Below are 16,399 nucleotides of genomic sequence, written 5' to 3'. Positions count from 1 at the left end.
GGACCGCGCCCCGCGGGCCGTTACCCAGCCTAGGCTGGTGTGCCGCTCACACCCGCAGCAACTCGTCCACGCCGACCACCAGCTCCACGGTCCCGACGTGATCCGGCGTCGCGCCCCCGTCGATGACCACCGCGCGCAGGTCCTCCAGCCCGTCGGTGCGGATCGCGTCGAGGCCGGAGCTCCCGGCAACCAGGTGGGTCACCCACTCCTCGGCCAGCGCCGCGGACAGCTCGCCCGCCTCGGGCTCCGGGATCAGCACCATCGACGCGCCCGACACTCCGGCCGCCACCAGTTCCAGCAGCGCGCCGAACGACACCGGCCTGCCCCGGTAGAAGGTGCGCGACTCGAAGGTCAGCTCGGTGCGGGCGCGCAGGCGCTCGGCCGCGGCGGCCAGCTCGTCGTAGGTGCGGACGCACCCGCCCGCGGCGAACACCGGGTCGGCGCCGCGCAGCGCGCGGGTGCGGTCGGCGTAGGTCACCGGGCGGGCCGAACGCACCGCGATATCGGCGGTCACCGCGGGATCGTCCAGGTTCAGCCAGTCGACGCCGTCGCCGCCCTCGTGGCGGGAGTCGGTGACGCCGATCGCGACCGGCGGCCCCTCCGACGGCACGGCGGCCCCGGCGTGCGGGACCACCGCGGCGCCCGCCTTGAGCACCGCCCACGCCGCGACCGCCCAGTGTGCGTCGCGATCCAGCCGCACCGCCACCCCCGCGCCCGGTCCGACACCGCGCGCGATGAGCGCCCTGGCCAGGCGCGAGGAGCGGGCGTCCAGTTCGCCGTAGCCGATCTCCTCCTCGCCCCACACCAGCGCGGGACCGTCCGGATCGTCCTCGACGGCCGCGCCGAACGACTGCGCGAGCGCGGTGCCGCCCCCGGGCGCGGCCTGTTCGGCGACGGGCGCGGGCTGCGCCGCACCGGTCAGGCGGGCGCGCTCGTCCTCGTCCAGGATGTCGATATCGCCGACGGGCGCCTGCGGGTCGGCCACCACGGCCGCGAGCAGCCGCTCGAAACGGCGGCCGAGCGCGCGCACCGTCGCCTCGTCGAAAAGGTCGGTGGCATAGGTGAAGACGAGTGCCAGCCCACCCGGCTCGCCGCCCTCGCCGGGCACCGGAGCCACGTTGACCTGCAAGTCGAATTTGGCGGCGACCGCGCCCGGCTCGACGGCCGCGATCTCGAGTCCGGGCAGCGCCAGGCTCGCCCGCTCGTTGTTCAGGAAGTTCAGCACCACCTGGAACAGCGGGTTGTGCTCGCCGCCGCGCCCCGGCGCGGCCACCTCCGCGACCCGCTCGAACGGCAGGTCGGCGTTGGCGAACGCGGCGAGATCGGTCGCGCGGACCGTCTCGACCAGATCGTCGAACGCGGCGGACTTGTCGACCGCCGTGCGCAGCGTCAGCGTGTTGACGAACATACCGACCAGATCGTCGAGCGCGCGTTCCCCGCGCCCGGCGACCGCCGTGCCGACGGCGATATCGGAGCCGCCGGAGAGCCGGGCCAGCAGCGCCGCCAGCGCCGCGTGCACGACCATGAACAGCGAGGCCTTGTGCTCGCGCGCGATCCGCTCCAGACCCGCGTGCAGCTCGGCGGGCAGGTCGAGCGAGGTGGTCGCCCCGCGCAGCGAGGGCAGTGCGGGGCGCGGCCGGTCCTGCGGCAGTTCCAGCAGTTCGGGCAGGCCCGCGAGCTGCTCGCGCCAGTACGCCAATTGCCGTGCCGCCACGCTGTTCTCGTCGCCGTCGTCACCGATCACGGCGCGCTGCCAGAGCGCGAAGTCGGCGTACTGCACCGCCAGTGGCGGCCAGCCGGGCTCCTGGCCCGCGCTCCTGGCGAGGTAGGCGGTCACCAGATCGCGCGCCAGCGGCGTGAGGGAGGCGCCGTCGGCGCAGATGTGGTGCACCACCACGACCAGCAGCCACTCCCCCGCCGTGCCGTCGGTGAACAACGCGGCGCGCACCGGAGCCCCTTGCGTGACATCGAATCCCGCGTCCGCCATGGCGGTGGCCGCCGCGGCGACATCGGCGACGGTGCGCACCGCGAGCCCGCCCGGCAGCGCCTCGCCCACCGGCAGGATCTCCTGGTACGGCTCGCCGCCCGGACCGTCGGACGGGAAGCGGGTGCGCAGCGATTCGTGACGGGTCAGCACGTCCGCGACCGCCGCCGACAGCGCGGCGACGTCGAGTTCGCCGCTCAGCCGCAGCGCGAACGGGATGTTGTACGAGGCGGATTCGGTGTCGAGCTGGTTGAGCACCCACATGCGCCGCTGCGCCAGCGACAGCGGAATCCGCGCCGGGCGCTCGGCGGCGGTGAGCGGCGGCCGGTCGGACGCGCCGCCGGGCACGATCCGCCCCGCCAGCGCGGCGACGGTCGGCGATTCGAACAATTCGCGCACCGCCAGCGCGGCGTCGACGGCCTCGTTGATCCGGGCCACCGCCCTGGTGGCCAGCAGGGAGTTGCCGCCCATGGCGAAGAAGTCGTCGTCGCGGCCCACCGCGTCGGCGCCGAGCAGTTCGGCGAACACGCCCGCCACGGCCTGCTCCACCGGGGTCGCGGGGGCGCGGAACTCCGCCCCGGACACGAACTCCGGTTCCGGCAGGGCCTTGCGATCCAGTTTGCCGTTCGGGGTGAGCGGCAGTTCGCCGAGCACCACGATGGCGTCGGGCACCATGTAGGAGGTCAGGAATTCGGCTGCGGCGGAACGCAATTCCGTCGGATCGAGGGCGGCATCCGCGTCGGGCACCGCGTAACCGATCAGGCGGTCGCCCGCATGTTCGTCGGCGCGCACCACGACCACCGCGTGCCGCACGCCCGCGCACCGCTCCAGGGCGGCTTCGATCTCACCCAGTTCGATGCGGAACCCGCGCAACTGCACCTGCTGATCGCCGCGGCCCGCGTACTCGAGCCGCGCGGCACCGCCGGGCGTGGCCCACCGGCCCACGTCGCCGGACCGGTACATGCGAGAACCCGGCTCCCCGAACGGATTCGCGACGAACCGCGCGGCGGTGAGTCCCGGTCTGCCCAGGTAGCCCCTCGACTGCTGATCGCCCGCGACATAGATCTCGCCGGCCACACCCACGGGTGCGGGCGCGAGCCTGCTGTCCAGCACGAAGGCGCTCAGCCCGGGCAGCGCGCGGCCGATGACGCTGGCCGCCTCGTCGGTGTCGGCGGGGTCCAGCGCCACGTACGAGACGTGCACGGTGGTCTCGGTGATGCCGTACATGTTCACCAGGCGCGGCGCGTCGGCCGGGTGCCGCTCGTACCAGCGGCGCAGCCTGCGCAGGTCGAGCGCCTCGCCGCCGAAGATCACGTACCGCAGCGCGAGTCCCGGGTCGGTGGCGGCCGCGTCGGCCTCGGCCAGCTGATAGAACGCCGAGGGCGTCTGGTTCAGGACGGTGACGCCCTCGCGGATCAGCAACGCGCGGAACAACTCCGGCGACCGCGAGGTCAGGTAGTCGACCACCACCACGGTGCCGCCGGTCGCCAGCGCGCACCACAGTTCCCACACCGAGAAGTCGAAGGCGTAGGAGTGGAACAGCGTCCACACGTCGTCCGCGCCGAATCCGAACAGCGGCTCGGTGTTCGCGAACAGCTGCACCACATTGCGGTGCGAGACACCGACGCCCTTCGGCACACCGGTCGAGCCCGAGGTGTAGATGACATAGGCGAGGTTGTCGCGGCGCAGCGGCGCGAGGCGGTCGGCGTCGGTGACCGGGGCGTCGGAGAAGTCGGTGACCTCGTCGAGCAGCACCAGCGGAATGTCCCCGGCGGGAACGGCTTCCGCGTCGGCGGCGGTGGTGAGCACGCACACCGGAGCGGCGTCGCCGAGGGTGAACTCGAGGCGGGCCGCCGGATAGGTGGTGTCGATGGGCACGTACGCCGCACCGGTGAGCAGCACCGCGTACAGCGCGAAGGGCAACTCCTCGGTGCGCGAAAGCGCGACCGCCACTTTGGCTTCCGGCCCCACACCGCGGGCGATGAGCGCCCGCGCGAGGCGGCTCGCACGCCGCCGCAGCTCGGCGTAGGACAGCGCGGTGTCGCCGAAGCGCACAGCCACGGCGTCGGGCGTGGCCGTCGCACGGGATTCCACCAGGTCCACGAGCGTCACCTCGGGCACCTGCGCGCCCGGGGAGTTCCACTCGCGCAGCACCAGATCCCGCTCACCCGCGGCGAACAGGTCGATGTCACCGACCACCGCGTCCGGGTCGGCCGCCACCGCCGCGAGCACGCGCCCGAGCTTCTCGGCGAAGCCGCGCACCGTCTCGGGGTCGAAAAGATCGGTGGCGTAGGTGAATTCGGTGGCGATACCGCCGAAATCGGGTTCCTCCACCACGGTGACCTGGAGGTCGAACTTCGCCGAGGCGGCCGCCATGTCCACGCCCGAGACGGTCAGGCCGGGCAGCGCGAGTTCGGTGCGCTCCAGGTTCTGGAAGGTCAGCATCACCTGGAACAGCGGGTGCCGCGCCGCCGAGCGCGCGGGGTCGAGGAGTTCCACCAGCCGCTCGAACGGCACGTCCGCGTGCCCGAACGCGGCGATATCGCGGGCGCGCACCCGCTCCAGCAGTTCGGAGAACCCGGCGCCCGGGTCCACCTCCGAGCGCAGCACCAGGGTGTTGACGAACATGCCGATCACGTCGTCCAGGGCGGCCTCGCCGCGCCCGGCCGCCGGGGTGCCGACGGCGATGTCGCGGGTGCCCGAGAGCCGGGCCAGCAAGGTCGCGAGCGCGGCGTGCACCACCATGAACAGCGTCGCGTGGTGGGCGCGCGCCACTTCGTGCAGCCCGGCGTGCACCTCGGGCGGCACCGTGAAGGCGTGCGTCGCACCGCGATTCGACGCGGTGGCAGGGCGCGGACGGTCGGCGGGCAGATCCAATTGTTCCGGCAGCCCGGCCAATTCGCGCTGCCAGAACGCAATCTGTTCCGACAGCGTCGATTCCGAATCGTCTTCGCTGCCCAGCACCTCGCGCTGCCACAGCGTGTAGTCGGCGTACTGCACGGCCGGGGCGGGCGGCTCGGGCTCGGCGCCGGACGTGCGGCGCACGTAGGCGGCCATCAGGTCGCGCGTGAGCGGGGCCATCGAGAAACCGTCACCGGCGATGTGGTGGACCACGCACACCAGCACGTGCTCGTCGTCGCCGATCTCCCAGAGCCGCAACCGGATCGGCGGCGCGGCGGTGACGTCGAACCCCTCGGTGACGGCGGCGGTGATCAGGCCGGGCAGTTCTTCCGGCGTGGCCGGCCGCACCGGCAGTTCGGGCACGGCGTGCTCGTCGGTGACGGGCAGGATGAGCTGGAATCCCTCGCCATCGACACTCGGGTATACCGTGCGCAGCACTTCGTGGCCGGTCACCAGATCGCGCACCGCGCCGCGCAGCGCGGCCACGTCCAGCGGACCCGAAAGCCGCACGGCCAGCGGGATGTTGTTCACGGCGCTCGCCGGGTCGAACCGGTTCAGGAACCACATCCGCTGCTGTGCGTAGGACAGCGGGATGCGATCCGGGCGCGGGCGCGGCCGCAGCTCGGGCAGCGACGGCGCCTCGGCCAGACCGTCGAGCCGGGCGGCCAGCTCCTCGACGGTGCCGGCCTCGAAGAACGTCTGCACCGGCACCTGTGTGCCGAGTGCCGCGCCGATCCGGGCCGCGGCCTGCACGGCGAGCAGCGAGTTGCCGCCCAGTTCGAAGAAGTCGTCGCCCGCGCCGATCCGCGCCTCGGCCCGGTCGCGCAGCAGCAGGGCGGCGAACACCTCCGCGACGATCCGTTCGGCCGGGGTCGCGGGCTCGCGGTACTCGCGCACCGCGAACTCGGGCTCGGGCAGCGCCGCGCGGTCCAGTTTGCCCACCGGCGTCAGCGGGATCTCGTCGAGCACCATGATCACCGACGGCACCATGTACGCGGGCAGCGAACGGCCCGCGAACTCCGCGAGCGCGGCGGTGTCCACGGTCTTGCCCGGACTCGGCAGCACGTAGGCGACCAGCGCGGTCGCGCCCGAGGGCAGCTCACGCCCCAGAGTTACGGCGAAGTCGACGTCCGGGTGCGCGGTGAGCGCACTGTCGATCTCGCCCAGCTCGATGCGCAGGCCGCGGATCTTCACCTGGAAATCCGACCGACCGAGGTGTTCGATCGTGCCCGCGGCGGTCCGCCGCACCAGATCGCCCGTGCGGTACAGGCGCGCGCCCGGCTGGCCGCTGTCCGCGCCGAAGGGGTTGGCCACGAAGCGTTCCGCCGTGAGTCCGGGCCGATTCAGATAGCCCTCGGCCAGCCCGCCCCCGGCCAGGTACAGCTCGCCGGTCACCCCGGCGGGCACCGGCCGCAAATGGGAATCGAGGACGAACGCGCCGACACCGGGCAGCGGCGTGCCGATCGTGACCGGCTCGTCCGCGCGCATCGGCTCGGTGGTCGTCACCACGACCGTGGTCTCGGTCGGGCCGTACCCGTTGTAGAAGGCGCGGCCGTCGACGGTCCACCGCCCGACCAGATCGGCCCCGAACCGGTCGCCGATCGCGACCACGGCCCGCAGATCGGGCAGTCCGGCGGGGTCCATCGACTCCAGCACGCCCGGGGTGATCGCCCCGATCGCGACCCGCTCGCGGCGGATCAGCTCGCGCAGGTCGGCACCCGCGAAGACGGCGGCCGGGGAGATCACCAGCGTCGCCCCGTGCGGGAACGACATCAGCATCTCCATCACCGACGCGTCGAAGTTCGGCGAGCTGACGTGCAGCACGCGCTCCCCGCCCCGGATGTCGTAGCGGTCCCGCAGCGCCCCGGCCAGCGCGCCGAGCCCGAGATGGTTGACCACCACACCCTTCGGGCGGCCGGTCGAGCCGGAGGTGTAGATGACGTAGGCCGCATGGCGCTGGTCGAGCGCGCGCACGCGGTCGGCGTAGGACACCGGGTGACCGGGCAGTTGCTCGATTCGCGCCAGCAGTTCGGCGTCGTCCAGCTCCAGCCACGGGATGCTCTGATCCATCCGATCGCGGTATACCGACGTGGTCAGCCCGAGCACCGCGCCCGAGTCGCCGACGATGTGCGCGATGCGGTCGGCGGGGAAGTTGGGGTCGACGGGCACGAACGCCGCGCCGGACTTGGCGATCGCCCACACCGACAGCATCGATTCGATGCTGCGGGCGATGCCGACGGCGACGATGTCACCGGGGCCGATGCCGCGCGCGATGAGCGCGCGCGCCAGCCGGGAGGAGAGTTCGTCGAGTTCGCGGTAGGTGAGCCTGCGCTCGGCGGCGGGATCGTCGAGCGGGGCGTAGCGCACCGCGACGACGTCGGCGGCCCCTTCGACCGCGGAGGTGAGCAACTGCGCCAGCAGCGGAGCGCTGGACCTGGCACGACGGCTCCCCCGACCCGATCGACGGGCTCCAACCATTGCTAGTTCTTCCTCTCACGCCGTTCACGCGCCTGCAGACCGCATTGGCGGACCGTCCCCGAACCCACACGGCACTCTCGAACATGGAGCCACGTTCGGAGAAATCCAATATACGCAGCCGCCGAGCCCGCACCGTGCCGGTACTTCCGTGGGGTATCGCCCGTGAGCACCGTCAGGGCAACACGGATGTGCGGCAGCTCACAGCCAGCCGCGGCGGGTGGCCTGCACGCCCGCCTGGAACCGGGTGCTGGCCCCGAGCCTTTCCAGCAGCCGCGCGGTGCGGCGCACCACGGTGCGCCGGGACATGCCGAGCCTGCGCGCGATTGTGTCGTCGGTGGCGCCGAGGCCCATGAGGGTGAGAATCGCTTTGTCGCGCTCGTCGAGTTCATCGGCGGACGGGTTCACCGAGATCGGCGCGGCCAGCGACCACAGCACGTCGAAGGTGCGCACCAAGGCGCGCAGCGCGGGTGAGTCGGTGAAACGCAGGCCCATCGGATCGGGGCGGCGCTCGTCGGCGTGCAGGACCAGGCTGGCGCGTTCGTCGTCGCTGATGATCAGCTTGAACGGCGGCTCGGGCAGGGTGCGCGCCTGCGCGCCGCCGGCATTGGTCGACAGGGCGTGCCGCAACCGGTCCGCGTCCTGGTAGATGGTGTCCTGATAGAGGGTCTGATAGCGGATGCCCTCGCCGATCCTGCTGCGTTTGAGCAGGTACTGCTGGTTCTCGCGGTCCGGGTCGCTGAGGTAGGGACCGCGCTCGATGATCTTGACGCTGCCGCGTGCGCCGGTCTGCATCTCCTCGAAATCGGCCAGCATCTCCAGGCGCTCGTAGACCGGCACCACGCTGCCGTTGCCGCGCGGCGAACGCCGCACCGAGCGGAAGGTCTCGCTGAGCCGCGCGGCCACGGCGTGCATCTGGTCGATCTCGTGCCTGCGGCGCCGGGCCTCGGCCTCGGACAGTGCTTCCGGCGCGTGCGCGTCCCAGCGCGGTTCACCGTTGGTGTCGACGCGGACGGCGGCCTGCATCGCGACGAGCACGTCGAGAGTCGCGGCCGCCTCCTCGGCGGACACGTCCAGAAGGCGCGCGATATCGGTGAGGCCGGATCGCGGATGGTGCACGAGCACGGCGTAGGCCCGCCCGTGGAGCGACGCCGGCTCGAAGATATCGCCGAGCTCGGTCACGGCCCGAGCTTAACGGGAGCCGGAAGACGGAGTCGTGGGAGGAATACGCGCCGGACCACCCGCCGTGGCGTCTCGGCGGCCATCGACGTGGGGTGGCGCACCGGCATCAGTGCGCGGTGGGGCCCCAGTGCATCGGGACGCCGCGCGAGGCGAGATAGGGCAGCGGGTCGATCTTGGCGCCGCCCTGATCCCAGATCTCCAGGTGCAGGTGCGGGCCGGTGGACTGGCCGCGGTTCCCGACCGAGGCGATCACGTCGCCGGCGTTCACGCGCTGACCCTGCGTCACGTACATGTCGTTGACGTGGCCGTAGACGGCGGTGGTGCCGTCGTCCTGGAGGACGCGCACCCACAGGCCGAAGCCCGAGGCCGGACCGGCCTCGACGACGGTGCCGCTGCTGACCGAATGGATCGGGGCGCCGAGCCGATCGGCGAAGTCGATGCCGTAGTGGAAGGCACCCCAGCGGGTGCCGTAGCCGGAGCTGATGGCGCCGCCGACCGGGCGGACCGCGGCCGGGGCGGGGGGCGCGAACTGCTGCTGGGCGCCCTTGAGCACGTCCTCGACGTGGGCCAGCGGGCCCGCGAGCTCGGGCGGCAGATTCGGGATGCCGAAGGGGGCGGCGACGGGCGACGCGACCGGGGTGGCCTCGACGACCGGCTCGGGCGCGGCCTCGACCGGGGCGGACACCTGCTTGGCCGCGAGGGCGGGCGCCTCGACGGTGCCCTTGAACGTGATCTCGTCGGCGGCCGCGTCGGCCTCGCGGGAGGGGCCCAGCGGGGAGGCGTTGGCGATGGCCGGGGCCAGCTGCGCGACGGTGCCGACCAGGGCGCCCGCGGCGACGGCGGCGCCCGCGGCGGCGCGGACCTTCTCGAACTGACCGGTCTCGGCGCGGTGCCGCGTCGGCCGACCCGTCACACCGTCGCCGAGGAGCGCGCTGACGGAAATGGAGCTGGGGCCTACCCGGTGCTGAGACAAAGCTGCGTCCTTGCGTCCGACTACAAGTCATCAACGAAGCCGTCGCGCCGGGCGCGGTACCGGATAGGATCGCGAAGCTCTCCCGATTTCCCGGTGGCCGAACTTTGTAACGTTTCGGCATCCGTTGTGACGGGAACTCTACCCCGTCGTGACCATTTCGCAACCTTCGAGTTCGAGGTCGCTGGTGAGAGCTGGGTCACAGGGCGGTAACAAGCGAGACTCGACGCATGATCATCGACGAATTGCGCGTCCCGATCGTGCTCGCCCCGATGGCGGGCGGACCCTCCACTCCCGAGCTGGCGGCCGCCGTCTCCGGGGCGGGCGGCTTCGGCCAGCTGGCCGCCGGATACCTGAGCGCCGCCGACGCCGCGGCCCGCATCGCCGCGACCCGCGCACTCACCGACGCGCCGTTCGGCGTGAACCTCTTCGTCCCGGGCCCGGCCACCCCGCCCGAGCGTTTCGCCGCCTACCTGACCGAGCTGGGCGCCCGGTACGAACTCGGCACGCCCGCCCACGACACCGACGACTGGGACGCCAAGCTCGACCTGCTGACCGCCGACCCAGTCGCCGTGGTCACCTGCACGTTCGGCTGCCCCTCGGCCGACGAGATCGCGCGGCTGCACGCGGCCGGATCCGAGGTGTGGGTGACGGTCACCTCCGTGGCCGAGGCCGAACTCGCGGTCGCGGCCGGCGCCGATGTCCTTGTGGCCCAAGGCGCGGAGGCGGGCGGGCACCGTGCCACCTTCGTCGATCGCGCCGAGGACGACCGCACCGACCCGCTCGGCCTGCTCGCCCTGGTGCAACTGCTCACCGCGGCCGTCGACCGGCCGATCGTGGCGGCCGGCGGGATCGCGACCGGCGCGGGCGTGGCCGCCGCACTCGCCGCGGGCGCGGCGGCCGCGCAGGTGGGCACGGCCTTCCTGCGCTGCCCCGAGGCGGGCACCAACCCGGTGCACCGCGCCGCCGTGCCGACCGCCACCCCGACGGCGCTCACCCGCGCGTTCACCGGACGGCGCGCCCGGGGCATCCGCAACCGCTTCCTGGACGAGCACACCGCGACAGCGCCGGTCGCCTACCCCGAAATCCATTACGCCACCGGGCCGCTGCGCGCGCGGGCGCGGGCGGAGGGCAATCCGGAGGAGGTCAACCTGTGGGCGGGCCAAGCCCATGCGCTCGCGGTGGAGCAACCGGCGGGCGAACTCGTCGCACAGCTGGCGGCGGACGCGAAAACCGCACTGGAAACGGCCTTTTCGCGCCGATTCCGGGGTTACTGACAACGCCTTTCGATTAGACTCGCGAGGGCATCGCACCCGCCGTCCACCCTCATCCCCCCGAGGAGCGCGCCATGTCTCTCGATGTCCCCGCCGCCCTGCTCGAACGCGCCGAACTCGGCGAGATCGACGACGCCGACTTCGTCGAGTGCGTCCGGACCTCCCTGCCCTACGCGTGGGAGGTGGTCAGCCGGGTCGCCGCCGATCTGGAGTCCGGCACCGCCGAATTCGCCGACAACCAGATCGCGCCGCCCGACGAGACCGCCCGCGGCCAACTGCTGCGCGCCCTGGCCTCCGACGCCATCCGCGGCGGCCTGGAACGCCATTTCGGCGTGAAGCTGGCGTTCCAGAACTGCCACCGGGTCGCGGCCTTCCCGCTCGCCGCCGTCGGCGGCGAAACCTATTCCCGGTTCATCTCCACGCGCGCCCAGCTGCTCAACCAGAGCCCGGAACTGCGCAACTGCTAGCGCTTTTCGTGACCGGCCCGCTCGGGCCGGTCACCCCCGCGCCCGCCCCTGCTCGTATTGAGCAGGATCGAAAGTCCTTGTCTTCCAACGGTAGAGGACGGTCGCACCCGGCCAGTTGTTGGTGATGCGCCCGGCCGCGTTGCGGTACCAGCTGGAGCAGAAGTTCCACGGGGTGTCCTTCAGGCGGCGCTGCAACCAGTCGTCCCACCGCTGTTCGGCCTCGGCCTTGGCCGAGACGAAGCGGCCCGGCTCGCCCGCCAGGTACTCCACCACCTGCCGGATGTAGCGCGCCTGCGATTCCAGCATGTAGATGATGGAACCGGACCCCACGTTCGTGTTCGGCCCGTACATCATGAACAGGTTCGGGAAGCCGGGCACCGAAAGTCCAAGGTAAGCACGGGCTCCCGCGTCGCCCCACACGTCGGCCAGCTTGCGCCCGCCCAGCCCGTAGATGTTCATGGGCGCGAGGAATTCGGTGCCCTTGAATCCCGTGCCGTAGACGATCACGTCGACCGGATGCTCCACGCCGTCCACCGTGCGAATTCCGGTCGGGGTGACGGCCTCGATCGCCGTGGTCTCCACCGTGACGTTCGGCTGCGCCAACGCCGGGAAGTACTCGTTGGAGAACAGTCCGCGCTTGCAGCCCGCCGCGTAGTCCGGGGTGAGCTTGGCGCGCAATTCCGGGTCGGGAACCTGCTTTTCGCGATGCCGGTCGGCCAGGGCGATCACCGGCGTCTTGATCGCCGGGATATCCGTCAGCGCCAGCGCGAGCACCTCGAAGAACGACCAGATCGCGAACCGCTCCGCCAGCCGGCTCGGCGGGAAGTATTTGAACAGCGCGTGATGCAGCGCGCTGTACTCCACATCGGGTTTGGGCAGCACCCAGGCCGCCGACCGCTGGAACAGCGTCAGATGCGCCGCCTCCGGCTGGATGCGCGGAATGTATTGGATGGCACTGGCTCCCGTGCCGATGCACGCGATCCGCTTGCCCGCCAGGTCCACGTCGTGGTTCCACTCGGCGGAATGGAACGCCACGCCCTCGAAGGTGTCGATACCGGGCAGGTTCGGCAGCGCGGGCCGCGACAGCTGGCCGACGGCGGGCACCAGCAGGTCGGCGCTCAGCTGCTCCCCGGTGCCGGTGGTGACCCGCCACTGCCCGGCGGCCTCGTCGAATTCGGCGTCGGTGACCTCGACGCCGAACCGGATGAACCGCGTCAGCCCGTGCTTGTGGGCGACGCCGCGCATGTACTCGTGGATGTCGCGCTGCTCGGAGAACCGGCGCGGCCAATCGGACTTCGGCTCGGAGGACCACGAATACAACGGGGACGGCACGTCGCACGCCGCGCCGGGGTAGGTGTTCTCCCGCCACACCCCGCCGAGGTCGGCGGCCTTCTCCAGGATGGTGAAATTCTCCAGGCCGGCCCGGCGCAGCTCGAGCGCGAGGCCGAGTCCGGCGAACCCGGCGCCGATGATGATCAGGGAGGGCGTCGTCATACCTCGAGGGTAGACGTCGTGACCCGGCGCACCGAGAGATCGGCGGTCAGGAAATCGGTATTTCCGGCCACGATGGAACGGGCTGCGCGCTGCGATTTCGGCGTTGGAGACAAATCGACACGCCCGGACAGGCGTGTCTCAAATCCGGATTGCCACGCGGCCCCCCACCTGCGGGTGACCCTTGGGTAGCATCGCCCCTGTGACGTGGCTCATGCCACCACCGAGGAGAAGGAGTACCCGATGTTGAGCACGATGCAGGACGAGCCGCTGTCGCTGGCCACGCTGCTGAAGTACGCCTCGACCTTCCAGGGCGAGAGCACGGTGTCCACCTGGACCGGCGACGGCGTGCGGACCATGACCTACCGCGAACTCGGCGCGGAGGCGGCGCGGCTGGCGAACGCGCTGCGCGGCTTCGGCATCGGCGTCGGCGACCGCGTCGGCACCTTCATGTGGAACAACAACGAGCACATGGTCGCCTACATCGGCGTGCCCGCCATGGGCGCGGTGCTGCACGCGCTCAATATCCGCCTCTTCCCCGAGCAGGTGGTGTACGTCGCCAACCACGCCGAGGACCAGGTCGTCATCGTGGACGGCACGCTGGTGCCGCTGTTCGCGCAGTTGCTGCCGAACATGAAGACGGTGCGCCACGTCATCGTCGCCAACGGTGACGCGTCCACCCTGACGGCGCCCGAGGGCGTGCAGGTGCACTCCTACACGGAGCTGCTGGCCAGCCAGCCCGACACCTTCGACTTCCCGGTGATCGACGAACGATCCGCCGCCGCAATGTGTTACACCTCGGGTACCACCGGCGACCCGAAGGGCGTCGTGTACTCGCACCGTTCCAACTGGCTGCACGCCATGCAGGTGTGCTCCCCCTCGGGCATGGGCTTCACCGGCGTCGACACGGTGCTGGCCATCGTGCCGCTGTTCCACGCCAACGCCTGGGGCCTGCCCTACGCGGCGCTCATGTCGGGCGCGAACGTCATCATGCCCGACCGGTTCCTCCAGCCGGGTCCGCTGCTGGAGCTGATGGGCGCGCTGAAGCCCTCGTTCGGCGCGGCCGTGCCCACCATCTGGGGCGGCGTGCTGGCCGGGCTGGCCGCGCAGCCGCAGGACATCTCGCACCTGCGCACCGTGGTGGTGGGCGGGTCGGCGGTGCCGCCGTCGATGATGCACACCTTCCAGGAGAAGCACGGCGTGCGCGTCGTGCACGCCTGGGGCATGACCGAGACCTCGCCGCTGGGCAGCGTCGCGCACCCGCCCGCGGGCGTCACCGGCGACGACGAATGGTCCTACCGCTACACCCAGGGCCGCTTCCCCGCCAGCGTGCAGGCCCGCCTGGTCGCCGACGACGGCAGCGTGGTGCCCAACGACGGAGAGTCGCTGGGCGAGTTGGAGGTTCGCGGCCCGTGGATCACCGGCTCGTACTACTCGCCCGACGGCGCGGCGGTCGACCCGGACAAGTTCGACGACGGCTGGCTGCGCACCGGCGACGTGGGCAAGATCAGCCCCGACGGCTACCTCACGCTGGTGGACCGCTCCAAGGACGTGATCAAGTCCGGCGGCGAGTGGATCTCCTCGGTGGACCTGGAGAACGCGGTCATGGGGCACCCGGCCGTGGCCGAGGCCGCCGTCATCGGCGTGCCCGACGAGAAGTGGGACGAGCGGCCGCTGGTGGCCATCACGCTCGCCGAGGGCGCCGAGGCCAAGGCCGAGGAGCTGCGCGAGTTCCTGGCCGACAAGTTCGCCAAGTGGCAGCTGCCCGAGCACTGGACGTTCGTGCCCGAGGTGCCCAAGACCAGCGTCGGCAAGTTCGACAAGAAGCGCCTGCGCGCGCAGTTCGCCGACGGTGAGCTGACGGTCACCACGCTGTCCTGAGCCACGGCCGGAGCCCGGTCTCGTTGCGCCGCAACGGGACCGGGCTTCTTGCCGTCAGGGCTTGCGTTTCGCGCGTTTGGCCCGCGCGCGGTCGATGCGCGGATCTTCGCTCACCTCATAGCGTTTCACGTACGCACCGAGGAAAGCCTGCACGGTGGCGGTGGCGGGGATGGCCAGCAGCGCGCCCACCGCGCCGAGCAGCGCGCCGCCCGCCAGCACGGCGAGCAGGGCGACGGCCGGGTTCACGTCCACGGTGCGGGCGGTGAGGCGCGGTTGCAGGATGTAGTCCTGGAACTGCTGGTAGATCACCACGAACAGGATCACCCAGACGGCGTCGAGCGGGCGGATCGTCAGCGCGACCAGCACCGGGAGCACGCCCGCGAGGTAGGTACCGACGGTCGGCACGAACGAGGCCACCACCCCGAACCACACGCCCATGGCGATCGCGTTGGGGATGCCGAGCACCGCCAGGAACACACCGTGCGCCACGGCGGATATCACCGCCAGCACCGCGCGCGAATAGAGGTAGCCGCCGGTCTTCTTGATCGCGAGATCCCAGGCCCGCAGCACCTCGTCCTGTTTCGCGGGCGGCAGCATCGAGCACACCGACCGCCGCAGCGCCGGCCCGCCCGCCGTGAGGTAGATGCTGAACAGCGCGACCATGAGCAGCTTCGCGAGTCCGCCGAGGATGGTGGTGGACAGCCCCCACGCGTTGTCGGCGGCGCGTTCGGCGTAGGCGGTGAGGGTGTCGGCGTCCTTGGTGAGCTGTTCGCGCAGCTGGTCGAGGGTGAAGTCCTGGTGGAACGTGCGATTGACCCAGTCCACCAGATCGTTCACCAGCCGGGGCAGCTCGGTGACCACGTCGTCGACGGTCTGCACCAGCAGCACGGCCAGCGCCACCACGAACCCCGCCACGAACAGCGCCAGCGCCACGAACACCAACCCCGTCGCCCACCCGCGCGACACCCCGCGCGCGATCAGGCTGTCGACCGCGGGCTCCATCGCCAGCGACACGAAGAACGCGACCACCAGCACGAGGAACAACCCGATCAGCCGATGCGCCGCCCAATCCGCCAATTGGAAGAGGCCGAACAGCGCGAAGGCGAGGATCAGCGCCTTCGGCAACCACCGGGGCATCCGGCGCGCCCCGACCTCCTGCGCCTCCTGCTCATCCCCGGGCGAACCCTCTGCCATTGCCTCAGTGTGAGCGATCCACGGGCAAATTTTCCTCACCCGGTACAGGCGAGTTCACAGCCGATATCACCCGGGCGATCCCGAGGACAGTCCTACCCGGGCTCACCCGATTCCGGACCGTGATGCGCGGACCGTGCCAGGTCCGCCGCGAAGGCCGGGTGGGCGGACACTATGACCGCGTCGAAAGCAGACATCATGGTGAGCTTCCCTGGACCCACCGCCGAACGCGAGAAGTCCGCGCCCAGGAATATCGCCATGGCAACTCCCAGGAGCAACGCGATGAGCCCGTAGCTCTCCGCCTCGGTCCGCATTCCGTCCCGGGTGGCCACCATCAGCACGGTGGTAGCGAGTCCGACCAGCCCGGTCCCCATCGCCAGCAGTATCGCGACACGGAAGTATCGGATTCGCCGCAGGCATCGGTCGCACAACGGCCAGTCGCACGTCAGCTCCGCGTCTGGCATGGCGTAAGAGCGCGAGCGATAGCGAGCACGCGACCCTCGCGGCGCAATCGCCCGCAGGAGAAAGTTCGCGGCACTCGACTCGGGAAGATCCCTGCGGAAGAACACGAACCGGAACGTAT

Annotated in this window: 9 protein-coding genes; 3 read left to right on the top strand and 6 right to left on the bottom strand. The window is 71.4% G+C overall.

Annotation, left to right across the window (positions count from 1 at the left end; genetic code table 11):
• Positions 1 to 46 precede the first annotated feature (46 nt).
• The 3 genes from DFR74_RS31865 to DFR74_RS31855 all read right to left on the bottom strand — a co-directional run bounded on the left by DFR74_RS31865 (position 47) and on the right by DFR74_RS31855 (position 9,515).
• Positions 47 to 7,363 carry a non-ribosomal peptide synthetase gene (locus tag DFR74_RS31865; RefSeq protein WP_067513854.1) on the bottom strand — a complete coding sequence of 2,439 codons (7,317 nt, stop codon included), beginning with the start codon at positions 7,361 to 7,363 and terminating at the stop codon, positions 47 to 49.
• Positions 7,364 to 7,561: 198 nt separating this feature from the next.
• The gene (locus tag DFR74_RS31860; RefSeq protein WP_067513855.1) at positions 7,562 to 8,542 is read right to left on the bottom strand and encodes a helix-turn-helix domain-containing protein; all 981 of its coding nucleotides are present in this window, start codon (positions 8,540 to 8,542) and stop codon (positions 7,562 to 7,564) included.
• A 106-nt stretch (positions 8,543 to 8,648) separates the two neighbouring features.
• Positions 8,649 to 9,515, bottom strand: coding sequence for a M23 family metallopeptidase (locus DFR74_RS31855; RefSeq protein WP_084538155.1), 867 nt, complete (start codon positions 9,513 to 9,515; stop codon positions 8,649 to 8,651).
• Positions 9,516 to 9,742: 227 nt separating this feature from the next.
• Between DFR74_RS31855 and DFR74_RS31850 the strand changes: the two genes are divergently transcribed.
• Both DFR74_RS31850 and DFR74_RS31845 read left to right on the top strand, forming a co-directional pair.
• Positions 9,743 to 10,789, top strand: a complete 1,047-nt coding sequence (locus DFR74_RS31850) for a nitronate monooxygenase (protein ID WP_113975378.1) — start codon at positions 9,743 to 9,745, stop codon at positions 10,787 to 10,789.
• Positions 10,790 to 10,860: 71 nt separating this feature from the next.
• The gene (locus DFR74_RS31845) at positions 10,861 to 11,253 is read left to right on the top strand and encodes an SCO5389 family protein (RefSeq protein ID WP_067513649.1); all 393 of its coding nucleotides are present in this window, start codon (positions 10,861 to 10,863) and stop codon (positions 11,251 to 11,253) included.
• Between the two features lie 30 nt (positions 11,254 to 11,283).
• On the opposite strand, the gene DFR74_RS31840 is transcribed toward DFR74_RS31845, so the two are convergent.
• Complete coding sequence (locus DFR74_RS31840) at positions 11,284 to 12,747, bottom strand: flavin-containing monooxygenase (protein ID WP_067513650.1); 1,464 nt, start codon at positions 12,745 to 12,747, stop codon at positions 11,284 to 11,286.
• Positions 12,748 to 12,987: 240 nt separating this feature from the next.
• Between DFR74_RS31840 and DFR74_RS31835 the strand changes: the two genes are divergently transcribed.
• Entirely contained in the window at positions 12,988 to 14,625 is a 1,638-nt protein-coding gene (locus tag DFR74_RS31835; RefSeq protein ID WP_067513717.1) for a long-chain fatty acid--CoA ligase, read from the top strand.
• 54 nt (positions 14,626 to 14,679) lie between these two features.
• Here DFR74_RS31835 and DFR74_RS31830 read toward each other — a convergent pair whose 3' ends face one another.
• Both DFR74_RS31830 and DFR74_RS31825 read right to left on the bottom strand, forming a co-directional pair.
• Positions 14,680 to 15,819, bottom strand: coding sequence for an AI-2E family transporter (locus DFR74_RS31830; protein WP_067513655.1), 1,140 nt, complete (start codon positions 15,817 to 15,819; stop codon positions 14,680 to 14,682).
• A 92-nt stretch (positions 15,820 to 15,911) separates the two neighbouring features.
• Positions 15,912 to 16,190 carry a hypothetical protein gene (locus DFR74_RS31825; RefSeq protein WP_147266012.1) on the bottom strand — a complete coding sequence of 93 codons (279 nt, stop codon included), beginning with the start codon at positions 16,188 to 16,190 and terminating at the stop codon, positions 15,912 to 15,914.
• Positions 16,191 to 16,399: the final 209 nt, after the last annotated feature.

The organism is Nocardia puris, assembly GCF_003315035.1.
GTDB classification, from domain to species: Bacteria; Actinomycetota; Actinomycetes; order Mycobacteriales; family Mycobacteriaceae; genus Nocardia; species Nocardia puris.
This window is presented reverse-complemented; position numbering and strand designations above follow the sequence as displayed.

What these genes read in the sequence shown, in the direction of transcription:
- DFR74_RS31865 (WP_067513854.1), bottom strand. Translation starts at nt 7,363, where the DNA reads ATGGTTGGAGCCCGTCGATCGGGTCGGGGGAGCCGTCGTGCCAGGTCC.
- DFR74_RS31850 (WP_113975378.1), top strand. Translation starts at nt 9,743, where the DNA reads ATGATCATCGACGAATTGCGCGTCCCGATCGTGCTCGCCCCGATGGCG.
- DFR74_RS31845 (WP_067513649.1), top strand. Translation starts at nt 10,861, where the DNA reads ATGTCTCTCGATGTCCCCGCCGCCCTGCTCGAACGCGCCGAACTCGGC.
- DFR74_RS31840 (WP_067513650.1), bottom strand. Translation starts at nt 12,747, where the DNA reads ATGACGACGCCCTCCCTGATCATCATCGGCGCCGGGTTCGCCGGACTC.
- DFR74_RS31835 (WP_067513717.1), top strand. Translation starts at nt 12,988, where the DNA reads ATGTTGAGCACGATGCAGGACGAGCCGCTGTCGCTGGCCACGCTGCTG.
- DFR74_RS31830 (WP_067513655.1), bottom strand. Translation starts at nt 15,819, where the DNA reads ATGGCAGAGGGTTCGCCCGGGGATGAGCAGGAGGCGCAGGAGGTCGGG.
- DFR74_RS31825 (WP_147266012.1), bottom strand. Translation starts at nt 16,190, where the DNA reads ATGGGGACCGGGCTGGTCGGACTCGCTACCACCGTGCTGATGGTGGCC.